This is a genomic window from Limnoraphis robusta CS-951 (assembly GCF_000972705.2).
Window position 1 is genome coordinate 15000 of record NZ_LATL02000141.1, and the last position, 23027, is coordinate 38026.

General features: G+C 39.2%; 25 protein-coding genes and 1 pseudogene. 8 read left to right on the forward strand and 18 right to left on the reverse strand.

The genetic code is table 11. From position 1 onward, the window contains the following. Positions 1–518: 518 nt before the first annotated feature. Both WN50_RS36905 and WN50_RS12525 read right to left on the reverse strand, forming a co-directional pair. Positions 519–650, reverse strand: a complete 132-nt coding sequence (locus WN50_RS36905; RefSeq protein WP_281062881.1) for a hypothetical protein — start codon at positions 648–650, stop codon at positions 519–521. 92 nt (positions 651–742) lie between these two features. Beyond that, positions 743–1003 (reverse strand): hypothetical protein, encoded by a 261-nt coding sequence (locus tag WN50_RS12525; RefSeq protein ID WP_046279235.1) that lies wholly within the window; start codon positions 1001–1003, stop codon positions 743–745. Between the two features lie 262 nt (positions 1004–1265). Here WN50_RS12525 and WN50_RS12530 point away from each other — a divergent pair, with 262 nt between their 5' ends. The 6 genes from WN50_RS12530 to WN50_RS12555 all read left to right on the forward strand — a co-directional run bounded on the left by WN50_RS12530 (position 1266) and on the right by WN50_RS12555 (position 6819). Next, positions 1266–1604: a helix-turn-helix domain-containing protein gene (locus WN50_RS12530; RefSeq protein ID WP_046279236.1), complete on the forward strand. Its 339-nt coding sequence runs from the start codon at positions 1266–1268 to the stop codon at positions 1602–1604. After that, positions 1605–2294, forward strand: a complete 690-nt coding sequence (locus WN50_RS12535; RefSeq protein ID WP_046279237.1) for an ImmA/IrrE family metallo-endopeptidase — start codon at positions 1605–1607, stop codon at positions 2292–2294. Positions 2295–2881: 587 nt separating this feature from the next. After that, positions 2882–4186: an NAD(P)/FAD-dependent oxidoreductase gene (locus WN50_RS12540; RefSeq protein ID WP_235440941.1), complete on the forward strand. Its 1305-nt coding sequence runs from the start codon at positions 2882–2884 to the stop codon at positions 4184–4186. 57 nt (positions 4187–4243) lie between these two features. Beyond that, entirely contained in the window at positions 4244–4651 is a 408-nt protein-coding gene (locus WN50_RS12545; protein ID WP_082172425.1) for an ester cyclase, read from the forward strand. Positions 4652–4773: 122 nt separating this feature from the next. Further along, the gene (locus WN50_RS12550) at positions 4774–5205 is read left to right on the forward strand and encodes a DoxX family protein (protein WP_046276937.1); all 432 of its coding nucleotides are present in this window, start codon (positions 4774–4776) and stop codon (positions 5203–5205) included. Between the two features lie 66 nt (positions 5206–5271). Continuing rightward, positions 5272–6819, forward strand: a complete 1548-nt coding sequence (locus tag WN50_RS12555; protein WP_046276941.1) for a mercuric reductase — start codon at positions 5272–5274, stop codon at positions 6817–6819. Positions 6820–6922: 103 nt separating this feature from the next. Here WN50_RS12555 and WN50_RS12560 read toward each other — a convergent pair whose 3' ends face one another. From WN50_RS12560 to WN50_RS34645, 3 genes are all read right to left on the reverse strand, one after another. Next, positions 6923–8131 carry a NupC/NupG family nucleoside CNT transporter gene (locus WN50_RS12560; protein WP_046276936.1) on the reverse strand — a complete coding sequence of 403 codons (1209 nt, stop codon included), beginning with the start codon at positions 8129–8131 and terminating at the stop codon, positions 6923–6925. Positions 8132–8164: 33 nt separating this feature from the next. Continuing rightward, positions 8165–9568 carry an NCS2 family permease gene (locus WN50_RS12565; protein WP_046276935.1) on the reverse strand — a complete coding sequence of 468 codons (1404 nt, stop codon included), beginning with the start codon at positions 9566–9568 and terminating at the stop codon, positions 8165–8167. A gap of 214 nt (positions 9569–9782) precedes the next feature. Then, positions 9783–9953 carry a hypothetical protein gene (locus tag WN50_RS34645; protein ID WP_160315381.1) on the reverse strand — a complete coding sequence of 57 codons (171 nt, stop codon included), beginning with the start codon at positions 9951–9953 and terminating at the stop codon, positions 9783–9785. A 369-nt stretch (positions 9954–10322) separates the two neighbouring features. On the opposite strand from WN50_RS34645, the gene WN50_RS12575 reads away from it, so the two are divergent. Next, complete coding sequence (locus tag WN50_RS12575; RefSeq protein WP_046276933.1) at positions 10323–10631, forward strand: hypothetical protein; 309 nt, start codon at positions 10323–10325, stop codon at positions 10629–10631. Positions 10632–10722: 91 nt separating this feature from the next. Here the strand turns inward: WN50_RS12575 and WN50_RS12580 are convergent, their stop codons facing one another. From WN50_RS12580 to WN50_RS12630, 13 genes and pseudogenes are all read right to left on the reverse strand, one after another. Continuing rightward, entirely contained in the window at positions 10723–11103 is a 381-nt protein-coding gene (locus WN50_RS12580) for a YbaY family lipoprotein (RefSeq protein WP_160315382.1), read from the reverse strand. 178 nt (positions 11104–11281) lie between these two features. Next, entirely contained in the window at positions 11282–12274 is a 993-nt protein-coding gene (legP, locus tag WN50_RS12585; protein ID WP_046276931.1) for a Dot/Icm T4SS effector Zinc-dependent metalloprotease LegP, read from the reverse strand. A gap of 64 nt (positions 12275–12338) precedes the next feature. Further along, entirely contained in the window at positions 12339–13418 is a 1080-nt protein-coding gene (locus tag WN50_RS12590) for a glycoside hydrolase family 64 protein (RefSeq protein WP_049559285.1), read from the reverse strand. An 80-nt stretch (positions 13419–13498) separates the two neighbouring features. Then, positions 13499–13909 (reverse strand): CAP domain-containing protein, encoded by a 411-nt coding sequence (locus WN50_RS12595; RefSeq protein WP_046276930.1) that lies wholly within the window; start codon positions 13907–13909, stop codon positions 13499–13501. A 129-nt stretch (positions 13910–14038) separates the two neighbouring features. Further along, positions 14039–14182 (reverse strand): 3D domain-containing protein, encoded by a 144-nt coding sequence (locus WN50_RS37535; RefSeq protein WP_082172427.1) that lies wholly within the window; start codon positions 14180–14182, stop codon positions 14039–14041. A gap of 44 nt (positions 14183–14226) precedes the next feature. Beyond that, positions 14227–15216: a glycosyl hydrolase family 17 protein gene (locus WN50_RS12600; RefSeq protein WP_046276929.1), complete on the reverse strand. Its 990-nt coding sequence runs from the start codon at positions 15214–15216 to the stop codon at positions 14227–14229. Positions 15217–15322: 106 nt separating this feature from the next. Then, entirely contained in the window at positions 15323–16246 is a 924-nt protein-coding gene (locus WN50_RS12605) for a chitinase (RefSeq protein ID WP_046276928.1), read from the reverse strand. Positions 16247–16509: 263 nt separating this feature from the next. Next, a complete protein-coding gene (locus WN50_RS12610; protein ID WP_046276927.1) occupies positions 16510–17139 on the reverse strand; it encodes a response regulator in 630 nt (209 codons plus the stop codon). 94 nt (positions 17140–17233) lie between these two features. Next, complete coding sequence (locus WN50_RS36910; RefSeq protein ID WP_281062882.1) at positions 17234–17368, reverse strand: hypothetical protein; 135 nt, start codon at positions 17366–17368, stop codon at positions 17234–17236. Between the two features lie 297 nt (positions 17369–17665). After that, a pseudogene (locus tag WN50_RS12615) lies at positions 17666–17875 on the reverse strand (IS701 family transposase); the annotation flags it as partial. Between the two features lie 109 nt (positions 17876–17984). After that, positions 17985–18773, reverse strand: a complete 789-nt coding sequence (locus tag WN50_RS12620) for a cobalt-precorrin-6A reductase (RefSeq protein WP_046276925.1) — start codon at positions 18771–18773, stop codon at positions 17985–17987. Continuing rightward, a complete protein-coding gene (locus WN50_RS12625; RefSeq protein ID WP_046276924.1) occupies positions 18774–19562 on the reverse strand; it encodes a DUF4058 family protein in 789 nt (262 codons plus the stop codon). It abuts the gene before it with no gap. Positions 19563–19565: 3 nt separating this feature from the next. Further along, positions 19566–21959, reverse strand: coding sequence for an NACHT domain-containing protein (locus WN50_RS12630; RefSeq protein ID WP_046276923.1), 2394 nt, complete (start codon positions 21957–21959; stop codon positions 19566–19568). Positions 21960–22129: 170 nt separating this feature from the next. Between WN50_RS12630 and WN50_RS12635 the strand changes: the two genes are divergently transcribed. Further along, positions 22130–22810: a PD-(D/E)XK nuclease family protein gene (locus WN50_RS12635; RefSeq protein ID WP_049559295.1), complete on the forward strand. Its 681-nt coding sequence runs from the start codon at positions 22130–22132 to the stop codon at positions 22808–22810. Positions 22811–23027: the final 217 nt, after the last annotated feature.

Below are 23027 nucleotides of genomic sequence, written 5' to 3' on the forward strand. Positions count from 1 at the left end.
TTATTTCTAAGAGACTTTTGCTTCTGACTCAATCCTTCTCAACCGCGTCCTCATTACTGAGCTATTGCGTCTTAGCTGACTACTCTATTAATCGACCTAATAGAGAGACATCGATTGAGTTACTTCGTTCCTAATGACCATTGATTGAACCTTTAGGGTGGGAATCTCTACCGGAACGGATAATGCAAACTCAAGTCAATGGTAGACTCAAGTATCCTTAATGTTCGTTGCCTTTTGGCTCCAGTGTGTCAACCTAATTTCACTGGTTACGCGGTAACGATAGTTAATTCACCTTCGTATTTACTACCCATAGATTCTTGCTAGACGGGATTTTATACTAGGCTTAGAATTACCGCCGTTTATTCCCGCTTCTCGGATTGATGGCTAGTCTCTACCGAGGGGAATATGCTTTCATCTCTTGCATCTGAGAGGAGGGACTTACACCCTCATGGTCATTAAGTTATCAAGGATAAATCCTTGCAGCTAATCCCCCAAATCCTTACAGGACAGGTTTCTAGCTAACGAATCGCACTCCATTTGCCAGACTGACAGTTATTACGAACGGCGATGGGCATTTCGGGAACCAGGATGGCTTCTTTATGTTTTGCCCCAAAGACAGAAAAGTTAAAATTATCAGGCATTTTTGACATTTTCATCTTCCTTTTTTTTCGTTTTTAGTTTACAATTGTTGATGTTGAGTTGAGGAATTGATTTTCTCTCTCTCCGAAGGATTAGCCTTGAACTAGCGAATCAAATGGTTTTGAGTTTTAGGTTCAGGATAGGTATACAAAGTCTCTTGTTGTGCTTTAATGATTCGTAAGGTTGCAATCAAATTTTCCAGCATTTCTGTATGAGCCGGAGTAAAATGAATGCTAAAACCTTCACCATCTCGTGCGTATCCTGGACAAACTAGAGACGCTGAACCTTGTTCTTCGTGAGCAGCAATATACATCCAATCTTCGTCGTCTAATTTGTAGTGCGTATCCGTCCAAGTTCTCAGCATAGAGGTTCATCTTCCTCTCAATTTCAAGCAATTACGGTGTTTGCATTTTTAATGATTCTTCACACCCTTTAATCTCAACGGGAGTACACCTGATTTAGAGTACCGTTAGAATTGATGTAAGTTTCAACTCTAAAGGAGGATTGAGATAGATGTTGAATCTTTAGTCAACGTCTCTATATTAGCCAACGTTGATTCAATCGTCAAGTCAAAAGTTGAAATTTTCATCAAACTCGCATAAAATCGAGCATAGGAGGGAAATACCGTGGAACAAACATTTGGAAAACTGATTCGTCAAGCCCGCAAGGACAAGGGATACTCCCAACGACAGCTTGCGGTGCTACTCAAGGTTGATTTTACCTACCTGTCGAAGCTCGAAAATGACCGTGCGGACTACCCCCCCAAAGAGGAGGTCATTCGGGGACTGGGGCGAAATCTCGGTATAGACGAGGAGGAATTAATCTTTTTAGCGGGTCGAATTCCGCAGCATTATGAGAGTTTGCTCAAGCAAAATAACAAAGAAATAACGGCTTTATTCCGTAGATTGCAGGAGAATCCGAGCTTTGCTAAAAAGATTTTTGATGCGGCTCAGGAGACTGAATAAGTGAGTATTCTAAAGCCATACCGTTATTATCCCAAAGAATCAATTGAACGGCGGGCGCAGGATATTCTCACCCGAATGCAAACTCAGTCAAATGTTGCTCCCCAGTGGCCGTTTGAGTCGTCTTTGGTGGCTGATTTTCTGGATTTAGGAGTCGTTTGGGATTGCATTTCTCCTGATGAAGAAGGCGAAATTGCTGCCCGTATTTTACCGACTGAACGAACCATTGAAATTAACGAAAAGATCCTCGAAAAACCCCAAGGGTTTATTGAGTCTACCATCGCCCATGAAATCGGTCATTGGGTTCTACACATCAATCAAGATGAAGTCGATGGTGAGGTTAAACAATTGGAATTGCAGTTAGGAGAATATGGAACAAAACCAACGGATTCTGATCAACCTTTTGTCTGTCGGGGTTCAGCTTATGACTCAAAAATTGCCTCAATAGAATGGCAAGCCCAATATTTTGCGAGTTGTTTGTTGATGCCCCAACATATATTAGAAGAGAAACAACAAGGGCTAGACCTAACAAAATGGACAGATTTATATAAACTGCGTGATGAGTTGGGCGTCACGATTTCTAATCTGACCAATCGCTTGCAAGATTTAGGTTGGATTACTATTCCTAAAGGCACTCGAAAAATTTATCGAGGTCAAGGGGTAACAGAAAATCAGCAGCGTTTGTTTGGGTAGTGAGAGATGGGGCGGGGTTATTCAGATTGTTTGTGAGATGAATAAATCTATTTTGAACCCGCCCCTACAAAATAAATAAATTTTTAAACAAAGTTGCTTCAGGGTGTTTGTGAGATTAATATATCGTGGAAAACCGTTAATTTTAAATAACTATAACGAAAAAATATTCTCCCTAATCAAAATTTTGAACCAATTTTGTATCTAATTAATCCCGAATTATGATTACTGAATCAACAACAAACTATGATATAAATCTCTATCGAGAGAGAGAGAAAAACTTACACACAATAACTCAAGAGAGAGTCGAGTTCAAAAGCCCAAGTCTTCCTAAAGTTAGAAATCAATAAAATTTGGTTCAAAATACAAAATGTGTGTTTTACAATAGAAGAGAAATTGAATACTTTTAGCTTAAGCTCATTTGGGAGCGGTCAGGGTGCCTTTTTTAGTCTCGGAAAATAGATTTTATAATGTAAGCACTTTGTCTTTAGTAGATTTGAGATTAGAGTGCGATTTTGTCAATCAAACCTTTTGAACAAAATCCCCACTGACTCAGATGTTGATTGCCAAATTTTTAATTAAAAAGACAAATGATGATTAACTCAAACGATAATTCTCGAAAGAGCGAACATTATACAACGGCAATTGTCGGTGCAGGGTTCACAGGTTTGTTTACGGCTTTGCATTTGTGTCATCATAACTATTCGCGACCAACAGTTCTTATCGATCCGAAAGAACGTTTTGTGTTTAAACCTTTACTCTATGAAGTTTTAAGCGGGGAAATGGAAGTTGATCAAGTTTTACCTCGTTATGAAGAACTTTTAGACTGTGGTAATATCACCTATATTCAAGGAAGTGTGGAGGAAATTGATCTGCAAAAACGTCAACTAAAACTCTCTTCAGGTTTGGGATATTCCTATGAAAATTTAGTTTTAGGTTTGGGGAGTGTTGCCAGTTATTTTGGCATAGAAGGAGCGAAAGAAAACACCTTGGCATTTCGGGATGGTGAGGATGCGATCGCTTTAAGAAATCACCTGCGACAACGTTTGCAACTTGCCACACAAACCGAAGATGAAATGATACGGAATCAGCTTCTTACTGTTGCTGTTGTCGGTGCGGGGCCATCAGGAATTGAAATTACCAGCACGTTAGCAGACTGGCTACCAGAATGGTATCGTCAATTGGGGGGAAATCCTTCAGAAGTGCGAGTGATTATTCTGGATATGGTGTCTGAAATTCTTACAGGTGATATTAACGTTCATCTACGAGAAAAAGCCCAAGCCGCCTTAAAACAGCGAGTGGTTCCTGTAGAAGTGCAACTCGAGGCAAAAGTTAGCCGAGTTTCCCCTCAATATGTGGAATATCAGCAAAATAATCAACCGCAAAAATTAGCAACTGAAACTGTCATTTGGACGGCGGGAAATGCGGTTCATCCGTTGAGTAAAACATTACAAATTTCTTCAGAACAACGCGATAAACAAAGCCGTTTGCGAGTCACACCGACATTACAATTACGAGAGTTTCCCGAGGTGTTTGTTGGGGGAGATAGTGCAGTTTTGGATGAAGCTTTACCCCCAACGGCTCAAGTGGCTTATCAACAAGGTATTGCCATTGCTAATAATCTCATGGCTTTGGCTGCAAATGAACCACTTGAACCCAGTCAAATTAAGCTGCGAGGTACATTACTCAAGTTAGGACTCGAAGTTGCAGCAGCGAATTTATTTGAGCGATTTTTGATAGCAGGTCAACCCGCTCATTTAATTCGTCAGGGAACTTATTTAGAACTCTTACCGACTCCGATTCATAATTTTAAAGCTACAGTAGATTGGATAATGGATGAGATTTTTAATGATCACGCTCCACCCAGTCCATCTAAACAGAAAGTTTCCCGTTAAGTCAAGACATAAAGAATAATATTTTCGTTTTTTGTTGTAAGTTAAAGGAAAAAAACAATGACATCTATGGTAGAGTTAGAACGGTTAAGTGCAAAAGTCGTAAATGAGGCGATTGTCCGGCGATTTTGGAATCGAGTTTGGAATGCAGGTCAATTGGAAGTTATCAATGAATTGGTGTCGGAAAATTGTACATTATACTGCGGTGGAAATCCCATAGAAAGCAGAGAAAAATTGATGAACTTGATTAAACAGTTTAGAAAAGACATCATCAATTTTAAATTTTTGATAGAAGATCTATTTGTTTACAATCAAAAAGTAGTAACTCGTTGGAAAATTAAGGGTTTAAACAATGGATTTTCCAAGGAAATTTCAAAGGGAGAACCCATTGAATTGACTGGAATTACGATTTTTGAGTTGGAAGGGAATACCATCAAAAAAGGATGGCTCGAAAAAAGTTCAACCTGAGTTTTTATCTCACTAATCATCAACCCGGTTTCTGAAGTTCACTTTAACATGAAACTCTTAATCGCCAATTAACCGGGTTGTTTACGGATAAATTGAGTTATTTTAAATTAAAAATCATGAGAATGGAATCAATCCAAAAAAACAAAGAATTACTCCGAGTTATTTTAGCCGTTACTCTCGGAGGTGTAGGAATTCTACATTTTGTGGTTTCTGAACCTTTTATTAGAATTGTACCCGGTTTTCTGCCCGCACCTGCGGCTTTAGTTTATATTAGCGGCTTTTTTGAAATTCTCGGCGCAATTGGATTGTTAATCCCTCCCGTTTCTCAATTGGCTGCTTGGGGAATTATTGCATTATTTATTGCCGTTTTTCCTGCTAATATTAATATGGCAGTGAATCACATTCATATTGATGGGATTCCTGATGGGGCTTGGTTTCAGGCGATAAGGCTTCCCTTTCAAGGGGTTTTAATTGCTTGGGCTTATTGGTATACTAAATTTGATGATAATCCCCAACAAGCTTCTATTATTCCGGGTTTACCCCGCAGCCAATAGTTGCTTGAAAAATATCCGGGAATTTTTAACGATAGAAATCGTTTTATTTTAGAGGTTGAAAGAAGAATGACTCAGTTTGAGACTCAGCCTGTTAGGGTTTCTCCGATGGATGAATTCAATCAAACTTTAGTTGAAAATTTGCATCCCTCGAACTGGAAAAACCCTCAACCCGCAAGCTGTTATAATTTAGTTGTAATTGGCGGCGGTACAGCCGGATTAGTAACAGCAGCAGGCGCAGGTTTATTAGGGGGAAAAGTTGCATTAATTGAAAAGTATTTATTAGGGGGAGACTGTACAAACGTCGGTTGTGTTCCTTCAAAATCATTAATTCGTTCTGGGCGAATAGCCGCCACAGTGTCTCAAGCTTCTGACTACGGAATTCGGGTTCCTGAAGGGGTGGAAGTCGATTTTTCAGCCGTGATGGAACGAATGCGAAAAGTGCGCTCTGAAATTAGTTCAAATGATTCTGCGAAGAGATTTACAGAAGAATTTGGAGTTGATATTTTCTTCGGAGAAGCTCATTTTTTGAGTCAAAATACAATTGATGTAGCTGGACAAAAACTGCGATTTAAAAAAGCGGTTATTGCAACAGGTTCTCATCCTACTATCCCTCAAATTGAGGGTTTAGAAGAGGCGGGATATCTGACGAATGAAACTGTATTTTATTTAACAGAACGTCCTGAACGTTTAGCGATTATTGGTGGGGGTTATATTGGCTGTGAACTAGCTCAAACCTTTCAACGTTTAGGTTCAAAAGTTGTTTTATTGCAAAGAAGTTCTAAACTTTTAAAACATTCCCAACCTGAAGTTTCAGATCTGATTCAAGAGGTATTTGCTCAAGAAAAAATAAATGTTGTTTTAAATGCTGAGATTAAGCAAATTTCCACTCAACCTGGAGAAAAAACGCTGTTTTATGAAGTATCAGGAATTGAACAAAAATCGACTGTTGATCAGATTATTGTCGCCACTGGACGACAACCGAATATTAAAGGCTTAAATTTACAAGCGGTTGGGGTTCAATCTGATCCGAAAACTGGAATTATTATTAACGATTATTTACAAACAACTAATCCTAATATTTATGCGGTTGGAGATGTTTGTATGCAGTCTAAATTTACCCATGCGGCGGATGCGGCGGCGAGAATTGTAATTCAGAATGCTTTGTTTTCAGTGTTGGGAATTGGGCGAAAAAAACTCAGTAATTTGATTATTCCGTCTTGTGTTTATACTGATCCTGAAGTCGCTCACGTTGGAATCACGGAAGCTGAAATTCTGGCAAAACCGGAACGAGTGAAAACGTTTTATGTAGCCTTAAGTGATGTAGATCGAGCCTGTATTGATGGACAAACAAATGGGTTTGCGAAAGTTCATGTTCGTCATGGTAGCGATAAAATATTAGGGGCGACAATTGTAGCCGCTCACGCTGGAGAAATGATTAATCAAATCACCTTAGCAATGGTGGGAAATCTCGGATTAGGAACTCTGGGAAATACCATTTATCCCTATCCAACGCAAGCGGAAGTGATTCGCAAAGCAGCCGATCAATATCGCTTTACTTGGCTGAAAGAATGGGTGAGAAAGTTGACTACAATCTGGTTAAGTTTGCAACGTTAAAAACTATTTTCATTAGAATTCAATCACCGTTTTTCAAATCTAAAACCCAATTACAGTGATCAGTAATCCGTTATCACTTTTGCCTCTTGCCTTTTGCCTTTCATTATAACAGAAATCCTGCCGTTGCAGCAACAATTAAATTGGTTAAAACTCCACCTATCATCGCTCGAATTCCTAACTCTGCGAGTTCACTACGGCGTTGAGGTGCAATCCCACTTAAAGCCCCAATTTGAATCCCAATTGAACCAATATTTGCAAAGCTACAAAGGGCAAATGTTGCAATTCTAATTGAACGTTCAGAAAGCAGATTATTTTTAACAAGTGCTGCTAAATCAACATAAGCAATAAACTCATTTAATATTATTTTCTTGCCAATTAACGCTGCAACTTGACTCGCATCACTCCAAGAAACACCTGTGAGTAATGCTATCGGATACAATACCCAACCTAAGATTAAATCAAAGGAAAGTTGAGGATAGCCAAACAATCCCCCAAACCAACTTAATATGGCATTTAAAAAGGCAATTAACGCTAAAAATGCAATAATAACCGCAGCAATATTAACCGCTAGTTTCGCGCCTTCGATAGCACCCGCCGCCGCCGCATCAACGACATTTGTAGCCGTTTTTTCGACTTTTAATTCTAACGTGCCGGCGGTTTCAGGTTTTTCGGTTTCAGGATAGAGTAATTTAGAGATTCCTAACGCACAGGGTGCCGCCATTACCGAAGCAGAAATCAAGTCTCTCGCGGAAATTCCAAAAGATACATAAGCCGCTAAAACTCCCCCCGCAACCGTGGCAAAACCTCCCGTCATTATGGTGTTTAATTCTGATTTAGTCATGGTGTTGATAAAGGGTTTCACTAAAAGCGGTGCTTCTGTCATTCCGACAAACACATTCGCCGCATTAGAAAGAGATTCCGCCCCCGATGTTTTTGTGGTTTTTAGCATCACCCAAGCAACTCCTTTAACGATTTGTTGAAGGATGCCGAGATAATATAAAACAGAAACGAAAGAGGAGAAAAAGATAATTGTCGGTAAAACTTTAAAGGCAAAAAAGTGTTCTTCATAGTTTTCGCCAAAGACAAATTTAGCCCCCTCAACGGTAAAGTCTAAAAACTGGGTAACAACTGCACCAATAGCATCAAAAACTAAATAAGTACCGGGAATTTTGAGAATAACTACAGCGACAATAAATTGTAACGCAATTCCCCAAATAACAGGACGCCAGATAATCGCTTTACGGTTTGCTGAGATGGCATAACCAATCCCAATAAACACAAAAATGCCAAATAGTGAGATGAAACTTTCCATTTAATTAACTCTCTGAATAGTCCTGAAACAACATTAACCGAAGCGTAGCGTCATAAACACAAACCGCACCACAAAAACACTTGCTAAAATCCAAGTCGCTAAAGTAACTTCGTGGCTTTTTCCTTGACAGGTTTTGAGAATAGGATAACTAATAAACCCTATGGATAAACCCTCAGCAATTGAAAAGGTTAACGGAATTGTGAATAACGTTAAAAAAGCGGGAATAGCTTCGGCTAAATCCTGCCAATTAATCAGGGAAATACTAGATAACATCAATACACCGATAATCACTAATGTCGGCGTTGTTGCATAGGCGGGAATGGCTTGTAAAAGCGGAATAAAAAAAATAGATAACCCCAACAAAATCGCCGTAATTACAGCAGTAAATCCTGTTCGCCCCCCTTCAGCTACACCCGCCGCAGATTCAATATAACTGGTAACACTAGAAGTGCCTAAAATCGCGCCTGAAGTTGTTGCAATAGCATCCGCCATTAACGCTTGATTTGCCCGGGGAAGTTCGCCATTTTCATCAATAAAACCTGCTTTCATTGCGACACCTGTGAGCGTGCCAATCGTATCAAATAAATCAACAAATAAAAACACAAATGTCACCGCTAAAAAATCTAAAAAATTATCAGCATTCAGGTTATAAACTCCGAATAAAGCTTGTGCAAATAATTCAGTCGGAAAAGGAGGAATTTCAATAATTCCTTGGGGCCAAGGAGTCACGCCTAAAATCCAGCCTAAAATTGCAGTGGCTAAAATCCCCCATAATAAAGCGCCTTTAATACGACGAACCACAAAAGCAGACGTGACAAAAATTCCAGCAATTGCGACTAAAGTTGGTGCTTCTCTTAAGCTTCCAAAGGCAGTTTTGGTGACTTCATTTGCCACAATAATTCCAGCACCCCCTGTTTCAATATTACTCGCTAATCCAAGATAAGCAATAAATAAACCAATTCCGGCTGCGGTTGCATTTTTTAAGGACATTGGAATTGCGGTAATAATCTGGCGGCGAATATTACTGAGGGTTAATCCAATAAAAATTAATCCTTCTATAAACACTGAACTCAATGCTAATCTCCAGTCAATTCCTAACCGCAAAACAACAGTATAAGCAAAAAAAGCATTCAGTCCCATTCCCGGCGCTTGTGCAAAGGGATAATTGGCTAATAATCCCATCATTAATGTACCAATCGCCGCAGAAATTCCGGTTGCGACAACTAATTGATCAAATAAATCACCGGGTTTATTAAGATAAATTGCCTTTGATAAAATAATAGGATTAACAGCTAAAATATAAGCCATCGTCATAAACGTTGTTATTCCGGCTAACGTCTCGGTGCGAAAATTCGTTGTCAATTGTTCAAACTTAAAATAACGAGTAATCCTACTTTTCAAGCTTGGGTTCGGTGGAGGATAATGATCGGAACTCATTGAAACTGACTCCCTCAATAGATTTTGATATTTTGTGATTATATCAAACCTCAATCCCTTTTAAGAATATATCACAAAATTTTTAGAAAAAGATGTTTTTACTGGTCACTTCATCTATAAAATGATAGACTAGAAAATATCAAGACTAATAGGAAGGACACGAGTTTTAAGCAAACATCTGAAGGGGTAAAAAATTAAAATTAAGTTCACCGCCTTAGGTTTCAATGAGATTGAGATCAAATTCTGACAAGTTCGGGCTACTAACGATTACAGTTGTTCCTGATGCGGTTGGTGTTGGATTCAGGCTAAAGTTGTGTAAGGAAACAGTTTCCTCAGATTCGATGAGCAATTGGGGTGAGGTGGTGAAGCTGACTGTTGGAATCATCCTTTTTGGGTAATAAAATGATTTTTGATTATTGATGTAGAGACATACCTATGGGGTACATCTCTACTTTTACGATTAATTAACCGAATGTTACAATGCCGAAAATTTAGCAGCATAAGAGCAGTGCTTTATACTTTTGTACTTCAAAAAGGGGGAGCTAATGTTATACTCCTAGATAATCCAGCAATAATTCAAGGCGCAGGGATAGAACCGTTGTTTCTCAACCAACTTTCCCTAGCGAGGGGAACTGTTGCCGAGTTTCTCGACACTCCTTTTATAACGATGTGCGGTGCTGTGGTACTTAATCTTGAACTCAGGGTTTTTCGTTTTAGATGAGTAAACAGAGGCTAATTAAAATTAGGTTTTTATATGCCAGAAGAACAAGAAGATCAAAAGATTATTATTGAAGAAAATCCAAGTTATGTTTCAGGAGATCGGGCAACTAATAATAACATTTATTCGGAAGATGACCGCAGTGTAACAATTAACCGGGATGCAAACAAAAGTATCATTATTCCTGGCGATCGCAATACGGCTACGATTACCATCACCAATTACTATTACCATGAAAGTAAAACAGTAATTCCGATTGAATCTACGGATACGGCTGATGAAAATCTTCCCTGTCCTTATCGCGGTTTGTTGAAAATAATACGCTTGAGATCAAAATCGGAGTGAGCGTACCCATTCAACCTTTTTCAAAAAAAGATTAAAGTATTTGGGAATATTTTTTTAACAACGTTGCTGATATTTTTTAATCAAAAAAATCCTACTTAACTCGGGAATCTGTCACCTCTCGCACCAATACTGTTATCTGATTCGGATATCCAAATGTAAGAACGGGGTAGCTTTCCATAGAGATGTAATCTCCGGGATGAATTTGTTCATCTTTATGAAGGGAGACGTGTACATAAATAGAATAACTTGCACTTAGATTTGGAATCTCCCCTTTTAGGGCAAATTCAATCCGATTCTCAGTCCCTACCTCATGGGAAATATTAGGAATCACCTGTTTGGCAACAACTTTAGAAGGAGCATCAATATAACTTACATCTTCAAGGTATACATTCCCTGTGGCTCCCGAGAATGAACTCAGTTCTTCAGAGAAAAGAATTTCGCCTCTTACAAGCAATACATGATTGGACGACATTAGCATTCATCAAAAAACAGAATAGCTGTTCAAAATTGCTGTTAAAAATTCTAGCATTACGTCCTATTACTAGGATAATCTTTTTCAGTAACAGGGAACAGAAAAGGTTGGGAAACAGGAAAATTTCCTAACCTTTAAGCCCAGTTTCCTGATTTTTTACGAGAGAATTTTCCTCAAGTTAAGGAAGATAAACAACCTGACCGGGTTGCAAATTATTAGCCTCTTGTTCTGTAAACAAGTCACCATTAGATGTCTTCATAATTTCACGCCAACGGTTGCCATCACCTAACTCTCGTTGGGCAACTAAAAACAATGTATCTCCCGGTTTGATCGTGTACGGACGCGATTGAGGAGTTGTCTGTTGATAGAGAAATTGAATAGTCGCTATATCGGCAGCACTCAGACCATTCCTTTGCCCGATGGGTCTTCCATGCGGAATAGTCGTAATTGTTGGTTCACCGTTTATAGAAAAAGCTGTAGAGGGGTAGTGCATAATCGAGTCATAATCGTAGGAGCCGTAGTCATCACCGTCGGTGATATGTTGCTTAAAATTATGCAAATTATTGGAGTTAATGTTCTGTGAATGAATCTGAATGTGTCGATCGCGATCCTCTCGACTTTGTTCGTGCCATAATCCCAAAGCGTGACCAATTTCATGGATGGCAGAAGCAGTAGTGCAGCCATTGCCTAGACCAATATCTTGCTTTCCGCCCTGCATTCCAACATAAGACCAACAGCCATTGGCAGGTTTGAAGTAAACGTAGTTGGGATATTGATTAGCATTACTGTTTGTTCGTTGAATAAACCGAATGGGGGTTTTCTCTTGCCAGTGAGCGATCGCATCTATAACGCGCTGCTGATTAGGTAAATTAGAATCGATTTCATAGGGAACAATCCCATTCGGCCAGCGATACTGCTGTCCAGTAATGAACACACCCCGCTCGCTACCACCTTCTTCTTCAATATCTTTACCCTCTCTAATAGCAGCAGCCTTTTTCTCCATTTCCTCAACGCTGCCAAGAACAATACAGCCCTCAAAAATAGCTAGTCCATCAACGGCTGCATATTGAACTTCCTTATTCTTAAAGGTAGCCCCAGAGATGAAACCTATGCGAATATCATTGCTTTCTAGCAATCCATCACAGTTTGTTGCGTCTTGATTTTGAGTCATAATGTTCTCCTGATTTGAAGTTGAGTTTTATAGCTAACGGAAAAACGTCAAATATTTTTTACGATCAATCCCAACTGATAACTACCTTTAATTCTTTCGGGTTACGATGTTCAAGCAAGGTACTTTGATCGCAGACATCATCAAAGGGAAATCCATAAGCTTTATTATCTATGCTGTGAAGATGCCAGAACTGTGCATAGTAATTAGCCGGATCATTTTTATAATACTCTTGTGGATTACACCGATTTTCTGGGCTACCCAATACGTGCCTGTTGAACATAGCGCTAACCTGAGATTGAATCACCTTTTCCATAGCATTTCCTTGAGCAAATACTCCCGCACACTCAAAAACTTCCCAAGAAGTGGGATAGTTAATTTTATATTTTGTATTCACATCACCATCCTTTGTAAAAGTGAAAACATTGTCTTCTACTTTTCCTGTAAACGTTCCCTCATGGGTTTTAAAAACCAGTGGATTTGACGTATAATATTGCCACATTTCAGCAATGTAACTATCAAAGTATTTTTCGTCTTGTTGACCCCGAGCAAAACTGCCTTTAAAAGGTGCTAAAATTCTGTAGGGTTGCTGAACCAGAGATTGAAACTCGGCGGGGACGCTTTTCATATACTCACTGAACAAGATGCTTCTAGATTCAGTTATTCCCAGTTTTGTTGAAACTCCATCGGTTCCTATCAATTCAATGGTCATTGGAAAACCAAACTGATCGACTTGAGTTGTATTACCGTGAAAACCAGCATCGTCAATGGTAAATTCTAGCCAATCAAAATAAACGTCTGTATTGGGGTCAGATGGATTGGCTGTATTTGGGCCAACAAAACCATTTCCATTGTTAACAATTTTCAAATATACTGGTGAACCGAGACCAATATATGCGCGACCCGAATTGATTTGACCAACTTCTATTTCCGGTAATTCACTGAGTTTATGTAAATAATTGCACCAGTTTTGTCCATTTTTAGTCAAATGACCGGGCGCATCGTTATCACTCTCATTGCAGGGAATTAAACTACCATTTTTGTCTACATGACCAAATTGACCCGTAGAATTTTTTCCGAGAATGACAAAGTAAATCTGTTCGGAGGAATACTGTCCTTTGGTGTTATTGGTGAATGAAAATTTCATCAGGTTTACCTAATTAAGAAGCGAGTTTGTAATGATTGGGAAAAGCCAAATATTTAGCTATAAAGGCTTTTCCCTAGTTGTTATTGCGGCGTGGCAAAAACTTGTGTCCAATAATGTTTGTAATTAACTTCCCCAGTATCGTTGGCTAGAAAATAATAACCAACACCAATTTCTTTTGAATCAGGACTCAGAATATTTTTGCGATGTCCATCACTGTTCATCCATCCTTCTACAACTTGCTCTGGAGTTGAGCCACCCGCGTAAATATTCTCCGCACAATATGACCATTGATAACCTGCTGAATTAATGCGATCGCCGATTTTAGAACCCGTTGAACCTGTATGGCTAAAAAAGTCATTTAATGCCATATCTACAGTATGTTTTTGGGCTACTGCTCCTAACACTGGATTAAACTTTAACGGTGATAAACCCGCTTGAGAACGCTGAATATTTGTGAGTTCTACCACTCGCATAATGTCTTGTGGATTCATGGGTAACAATCTCCTAATTACTAATGTTGTGAACGGATTACAGTTTTGAGAATTTGGAAAAATTTCAGTGCAGAATCGGGAAGTTTTTGGGGATTATTAATCCGCCTAAAGATAAGTTTTGAGGAAAAATTAAAGGATTACACTAACGGGCTTTCTACCCAAATTAATCGCCTCATTAACAGTATCAACGAAGATATCAATCTTGTTGCCTAGAACTGCCGTACCCTTATCTAAAGCTGTTGCGGGAACTTCCCTTCTATCCCACAATACCAATAGGTTTGTTGAGTAGACATAACTTAACTTTTCCTTTTTTGCAGTTAGATTTTCTTCTGCATATACTCACCCTGTTGGTTGAGATACCAAAGCCCATAATGCCCTTCAGCGCCATTGGGTCCTTGCCAGGGGTTGGCTGGGGGAATTTGAGCATTGCGATCGCTTTTCCAAGGTTCATCGAAGGCTTCAAACAAGTAAGTTATTACCCGATTTTCAAATGCCCACTTGTCAATTGCTTCATAATAAGCGAGGAGGTTTGCCACATTATTGTTTGTGTTGTTAAAACTAATTCCCTCTGATGGCCACCCCGTTTCGCCAATCATTACTTCACACTGGGGATTAATATTTGCCACCGCAGTTTTGATTTGATAAAAAGCCTGACCCACTTGATTTACACCGTCGGCTGGGGTAGCAGTGTTCGTAGCCGGATAAAGATTGCATTGGATAAAATCGCAATTCTGGATTAATGTTTTTAACTGAGTGTAATAGGGGCTGTTTGGATTGGCGATTTCTCCAAAAGTATGGGAACGAACACCCACTTTAACACCCAGATTGTGAGCTTTTTGTTTATTCGTCACAATCATCTGGTTAACAACATTTGCTTTCTCTGCATCGGTGACATATTCATTGGTAAAAACTAATGAAGTTACCGTGTTGGGATAAAGACTATTCGCTTCGGAAACCGCAGAAAAAGCCGCTTCAATTTCTAACTGTTGGTGTGCTGGATTATCATGCTGATATATTCCCTGAGCAACTTCAATCGCAACTCTGCCTGTTTGTCGATTTAACTGTGCCGCAGCAATAGCAACAAGACAGTTAGAATCAAGCTGATTCCAAGGCGTTGTTGGTGGGTAATATCCTGCATAACCCATGCTGTAGGTGCTGATTTTATTGAACTGAGGTGCGATGATTTCCAGCATCCGAATAATATCTTGCTGGCTGTATGAGTTCCAAAGGGGAACTTTGGCATTTGGAGGCGTTCCTGTCCATTGACCCACATAAGGACTAAAAGCCACACCCAGAAATTCAGACATAAAATACTTTCCTCAATGATTGAAATGTATTCTGTAGCCACAGTAATAGTTAAGTTTTTAGCTGTGCGTTTAGAACAGTTTCCAAAAACTTTTTTCAACAGAATCTTTAGTAGTGCGCCATGCGATCGCAGTAGATATTATCGCCCTGACTCACACCCAACATTTGGGTAAAACGCTCGTAGAAACCCACCCGATCGCGAACTTTATCATTGGTAGGGATACTACATTCAAGACCACCATTGATAATATTAATAGTCATGCCAAACCCGGGTACACGTCCCTTGCTGGCATCATCGGCAGAGGGTGTCCAACCGCCAGTCATTACTTCGTGACAAGAAGGCTTGGGTGGCTGCGGGGTCATCCAAAACCACAAAGCTGTTCGGAAGGCAATCTCTCCATCGGTCTTAACCAAGTCCGGGTTATTCAGCAAGTCTAAACCCAAAGCTTGACCGACTTGACCATAATTGTAGTTCCAGGACAGTTGTATTGGACCGCGACCGTAATAGGAGCGACCTGGCGCACAAGGATAGGTGGTATTTGATGGGTCACAGTATTGACTGGTCGGGTTTTGTTCTTCAATAAAGTGCAGACCCCAAGCAAAACGTCCACCGGGAGCAGCGTCCCAGCCTCCTGTTGTTTCGTGGGCAATATTTGCTAAGAAAGCGGCGGCTTCCTGTTTGCGTTGCTCATCTGAACCGGAGTTGCAAAACTGGGGGTAGTGCTTGGTTGCATTCACTAAACTGTCGTAGGTGTAGAGGGCGTTCCGGTTTGGGAACATGGCTTCATAAGTCTGAGATGATATCAGACCTGCAAAACCATTACCACCGGGCGACGGAGGGGGAGTAGTAGAACCGGGAAGACAGATTTCCTGACCGACTTGCAAATTGCTGGCATCATTATCTGTCATTGGGCTGCCGTCTGGTTTTTGAATTTCACGCCAACGATTACCATCACCTAATTGTTGCTCGGCAATTTTGTAAAGCTCATCTCCAGACTTAATAATGTAAGATCTGCCGACTGTACAAGACATAAACATCCTCAATTTATAGGTTGAACAACTAAGCTTTTAGGCTACTGTTGCTGGTTCTCTACAAAACCACTGTACAGCGCTCGACTCAAGGAATGTACTAACCCATCGGTTAGTTTTTTACCTAGCCAAAAGTACAGGTATTAACTAAGGCAGGGTACGAGTCATCCGCATCAACATCAATCCGTCTGTTGCTGTAAAAATTTCTACTTCAAATCCGATGCAGAAACTTCGCGTAACTTCTAACCGTATTGCAACCGACTCAACTATAAACTAGCAATTCCTCGTTTCAAAGCAGCGATCGCCGCCTGGGTTCTATCATTGACATTCAACTTACTCAAAATATTATTAACATGAAACTTCACCGTACTTTTGCTAATATGCAAAATATCGCTAATCTGCTGATTACTTTTCCCCGCAACAATCAGGCGAATGACTTGCAATTCGCGATCGCTTAATTGACAGTTTTCCATACGTTCAGCCAGTTTTGCTCCCACAGGAGATGGAATGTACTTTTTCCCCACAAATACTGTACGAATAGCCGCAAAAAGTTCGTCGGGTTCGGTATCTTTCAGCAAATAACCTTTAGCACCCGCCTGTAGTCCCCGATAGATGTCTTCATCGCCATCATAAGTCGTCAGTACAACAATTTGAGGGTTAGTACACCCGGCACGGATAGCGGTAATTGCTTCAATTCCATCCATTTGAGGCATTCGCAAATCCATTAATACTACATCGGGTTGATGTTGATTAAACATTTTGACCGCTTCTTGTCCATTACGCGCTTGCCCGACAACGGATAAATCAGGTTCCTGCTGCAACAATGAGACTAAACCCTGCCGCACAATCGCATGATCATCAGCAATTAATACACGAATTGAATGATATTTATTCATCATTTTTACCCCAGATTAAAAACAACCGATTTCCCTATATTTGGGAATCACAACCGTCAAATTCATCCAATCAAAGCTGAACATCAACAATAATTTATGTATAAGACTCTTCAGTTTCTTTTAGATATTCTGCTGTTGCTGTAAGCTCATTAACACAACCTTTCAATGGGAAAACTGAATCTTGATATTTGTCAATACTGACAAGAAGTGCATAGAAATTATCAGTCATATACATTGCTCCCTTTTAATTTTGAATTTCTCTAGAGTTGTTGTCTTCAGAATATCTACATGAACTGCACCGAAGCAAATTGAAAAACAAAAGGCTGAATGTGGCTTCAGCGTTGAGTTGGAGCAGTAGGGGAAGTGATTTAACTTCGGGGATTCCCCGAACTTTCGATCTCAACCTACACTCAAGCAACACGGCTTAGTTTATTTTTTATTTAACTACATCTCCTGTATTTCCAAATTTATATTAACTTTCCTCAATCCTATGCTCTCTTAACTCCTCTATGTCCCAAGTTGATCAGGTTAAAAAGTGATGTAATATTTGATGATTTTTTAGTCCTAACACTTTCGCGATCGCTGGCAACGTTTTACGTTTTATATCGGACATCATTCCTAGATGCAAATACTTAAAAGCTTCAAAGCTTCTCACCTCTGGAAACAGGTTTTTGTACAACTGGCAGTATTCGTCCACAAATTTGACTGTGGGCGCGGATGGGCGTGGCTCAACCATACACTCTGTCTCGATTTTGGCGTTCGCGAAGCGTCTCAATCATGAGAATCGCTACTAATTATACTTTGGCGAGAGTGACAAAAGAGGGATAGATTTCCCAAAAATAACCTTAATAAACCCGCCCCTGTTGATTGCAACAAAATATAATAGCAGTCTCTAAATCACTCGTTTGTTGAGGATAATTGAGTTTAGGACGGTCAATAATAATCAACGAAATTCCCAATTCTGACGCAACTTTTCGCTTGGTTTCTTCTCCGCCAGCAACGCCGGATGCTTTGGTAACAACTAAGGAAATATTCCACTGTTTCCAGAGTGCTTTTTCTAGTTCTGGTGAAATTGGCGGACGGATTGCTATAATATGATTGGGGGTAAAACTTGCATCTAAGGCTGCTTTTAAGGAAACCTCAGACGGAAGAATTCTCACAAACAAGGTTGAACGATCTTGCCAACTTTTAAAACGCGCTAAATTGCGATATCCTAGAGTTAACATTACCCGTTGTTGGGTTAGGTAATCTCCCGTTAACAAGGTTTCAAAGCTGTCTAAATGAATAATCTGTGAATCTTCTGTTTGATAGCAGGGTCGTTCGTAGCGTAAATAGGGGATATGATATTCTGTAGAGGTGGCGATCGCTAATTTGGAGATTTCGACAGCATAGGGATGAGACACATCTAAAATAGCGATGATATTTTGCTGTTGAATAAATCCATAAATTTGATGATGATCGAGTTTTCCCACCCAAATTTTTAGCAAGGAAGACTCAGAAGGATAAAGGCTTTTAGCGCTATCTGTTGTTACGCTAATTATACAGGGAATTTGTGCAGAAGCGATCGCATTTGCTAACGTTGCACTTTCACTCGTTCCCCCAATTAACCATATTTTACCAGAAGAAGTCAACATCTATTCTCTTAATTCAATTTCTTTTAACAAATTATCCGCCCAAATTGTATCGGTTTCGGAGAGAGGCGGGACGGGTTCTAAGGTATAATCGAGTTTAAGATCATAACCTGCGCGATCATAGACTTGATTTAATAGTAATTGTAAATCTAATATCGGTTCGGTATCTCCCAAACGCAAAGGTAAAGGAAAAGCCGGAATTTTTTCCTGCAAATTAAACGCATATAAATCTGCACTAGGACGAGTTTCACCCCGACTGACTAAAATGCGATAATCTGATGCAATTCCATCTGCAAATATTAGCATCGGTTCCCACATTCGCAGCAAATCTATTTCGACAAAATGAGTGCGACTTCCGAAGATTTGTTCTCGTTTATTGTTGTAGGTTTCTCGTCCTTTTCCGGGTCGTTTGTTAACGGGTGAAAGCAGTTCAATAACGGTGACGACTTCCTTTGTGGAAACTTCCCGTATTTCGAGATAACCCTGTCGGATACTTTCGGGAACGGGAACTATGACTTTCTGCGGTTTTGTAGCGGGTTCAGCAACCGCAATATTGATTTTTTCGGTTTGAGAAACTTGTCGAGAACGTTGTACGGAAACATCAGGAATTCCCACCAAAAGCGACTGTTCCCCGGTTGTTTCATACATTCTAACTTCAACCGAAACTGAATATTTTGGGCGAAGTTCAGGCGTTAGGAATTCTGCAATATTAGCAATGAGGAATAAATGAAAACCCAGCCAGATTTCGGGATGTTCAAGGTAGGGGTTCATTCCGGGGAAAGGAGATGGCATAATTTATCCTCTATCATTTGATTGTTTGTTTTGTTTCCACTTTTCAATTTCCTCTATAGGCAATAATAACGTTTCTTCTATCTCTTGTCGAACCTCCCGACTCACATAACAATAACTATTTAAACATTCAACAAGCAAAAGATTAGCATCATAATACTGTTCTAAGAGGTCTTGTTCAGCTAAGTTAAAGTTCCAGTTCCGTCCAATATTACGCCACATAATCATTAAGCTTCTAAGATCTTCGCGCCATATTGAACGAACAAAAGCCCATAATGTTTGAAATTTTTCTTGTTCTTGATGAGGGTCAGGAAACTCTCTAAGCAGATTATTCAAAATTGTTTTAAGTTGTTGTAGTTTTATTTTAATAGGTGAACTCAAAGTATAACGCTTGCAAATATCATCAATGCTGGTTATTATATTATCATCTTTAGGTAAAAAAGAAAGACCATCACTTAAATCACGTAAGCTATAAAGATCATAATCTAAATCAATTTCAGGTTCGCACTTAATATCAACATGAAATTCTTTTACCATCTCAATAAGTTCAGCCTCGTAAAAAATGCCAAATGAATAAATAGATTCAGCGCAAAAGTAAAAAATTTTTATTGCTAAATTAGGACTGGCTTGAATTTTTATAGAGTCTACTTTGTGATATAGCCATAGGAGAAATTTCTGGAATTCTTTACTATTCTGTACTAATAAATCTACTGATGTTTTTAAATTTAGTAAAAAATAGTCAGCACTATATAACATCTGAACGGTCAGAAGAAATACCTCTCGCCAGTTAGGTTCTGTAATATGACTAACTAATTCTCTCAAAGTTGGATCATTAATATCGCATTGATTACAATTGGTGACAATCTCACAAGCAGTAAAATATTCGTGAAATGTTAGATGTGAGAAAGAATAAATTCCTCTAGCTCTTTCGACTAATAATCCATGTTGTAGTTCTATTGAATCTAGCACGGCTCTATGATCTAGCTTGAGTAAATCTTCTTGAGTAATTCCCGGTAAATTTTGAATATAATCTCGAATAAGTTTGGCTACTTCTTCCTGATAAAAAAAGTAATTTCCACGTTTAAAGGTGTTCCATGCAATTATACAGAGAAGTTCTTCCCGATAATTAGGGGAGAGCTTTTTATAAACTGGATCACGCTCTCTTTCACATGAGATATTCCATTCTCTTAACAGCTTTGCAATACCTTCAGCATAGAGTCTGGTACGATTATCAGGAAAACCGCCCACATCTTCAAACACCAAACACAACAAAGTTAGGAGTAGAGGATTGGTTGCAAGTTCAAGAATGGGTTCATCTTGTTTTAGCTTTTCGAGAAAACGTTCTGCTTTTACTGGATCGTTTTTACTGTGAAACCATTTGTGACTAAAATCAGCAATTTGTTCTTCGTTAAAATCAGCAACTTCAACTTCAGTAAATTTTTCAAATATGTATTCTTTTGCTGCAATCCGACAGGTAATTACAAATTTGTTTTGATGAAATTCCTGTGAAAGCTGTTTGATCTCTCTCAATATTCGGCTAGAGTCAATTTCTCTAACTTCGTCCAATCCATCTAATAAAATCAAAAATTTTCCTGCTTTTAAGAGACTTGTTAGAGTGGAAATATCTTCCATTTCATCAGAATAACCTTTCAATAAATGTTGAAGGTATTCCAATAAATTCGGGTGTTCCTTAATATCTGCAAAATCTTTTAATGTGATGAATACTGGAACTCGTTCGGCTTGAAATGCTCCACCTATACACTGAATTGCCAAGTGCTTGAGAAATGTTGTTTTTCCCGCTCCTGGTTTTCCCAATATCATCAACTTCGAGAACTTTTCCGCCGCTTCTATACCGGGAATCCTTTCTTCTTTTACTGTACCTCGACACCAACGTTCAAAATTTTCTCGACTGACTTTTTCTTGTAATTGGGCGATTTCCAGCCAAGTTCGTCCCGTAATTTTCTCTAAAATATTAACGTTTGTGTAGATTTTTCCTAACTTAATGGGTTGCGTCATATCAAGTACCCGCATCGTACCGCAACATTCTTGAATATAGGGCTGAATTTGCTGGCGTGTTTTTTGTACTAATGTTTGGATACTTACATCTGTGTTCTCAGTCAACAATGAGCTATTATAGTTCTCAGCTTGCCAACGTTGATATCGGTTATTAAGATCACTCTTTAATCTACTTTCTTTTCCTGGGCCTTTCCCGCCAATTTGAAACTTCGTGTAAATTCCACTAAGACGAGTGTTAAAGGCAGTATTACTAAGATAAAGCTGACTTTGAATTTGTTCTCTACTTTTACCCTCTCCAAACAGTAGAAGAAAAACCTCTTGTTGTTTGTCAGTTAGTCCCTTCTCGTCGGCTAACTTGTGTAAAAAGTCTTTTGGGAACCCCATCTGCTACACCAACCACTTCTTTAACATACCAGTTTAACTGCTTTTTTAGCTGTTAAATCAGAAAGTCAGGGTAAGTCAGGTAAGTCAGCTTAAGTCAGTTTTAAGTCAGGGAAATAACTCCAAAATAAAAATGCGACAGTTAATTCAGTCGAGTTAATTGCGTTAAAAATATGAACAACCAATTCTGGTCAAATAATCCCCTTCCCCCTTACTTTGGAAAACCCTGCACTAAAAATGGTCTGGGTGGGATGCAAGACCTTCGCGGAAATTTTCTTCCGAGTTTCACCACAATTCGCGATAAAATGCGATCGCCTGCGGAAAAAGCACGACTCGCCGGTTGGAGAAAAAATAAAGGTTCTGAAGCAAATTTAGCCTGTCAAATTGGTAGACTCGGACATCGCCAAATTGAAAACTATTTCAAAAATGGGGATAAATCTTGTCCTGTAATTCTTCAGCGTCATTGGGAAAAAGCGTTACCCGTCCTCAACAAAATTCATCATATTCGACTGGTAGAAAGTCCGATTTTTCATTATTATGAAGGCTACGCCGGACGAGTTGATTGTGTCGGAAAGTTTGATAACTTACCTAACGAAATGGTTTTTGAGTTTAAATTTTCCGATCGCATTCGCATCTACGACGAACAAAAATTACAAATTGCGGCTTATATTGGTGGATTAAATCGACATTATCGCCATCCCTATAACGTGCAAATTCATCATGGTATTTTGATTACGATTACTCCAAATGAAGTCGATCTGACCTTTTTAGACAGTCCAGAAGTTGATCAATATTGGGAAAATTGGAAACAAGAAGTTTCTCAATTCTGGTCACAATACCCAAACATTGCTTAATCTATTTTGTAGTCGGAGGGCAGGTTTAGTTTAATCTCTGACGAGTATTATAGATGTGATAGAACCCGCCCCTACAGAATAATTATTGATTAATAGAAGGGCGGGTTTAGTTCAATTTCTGATGGGTATTATAGATGTGATAGAACCCGCCCCTACAGAATAATTGTTAGTTAATTTGACATGATATTATATGAGAGCCGACTAATCAATGACCTTG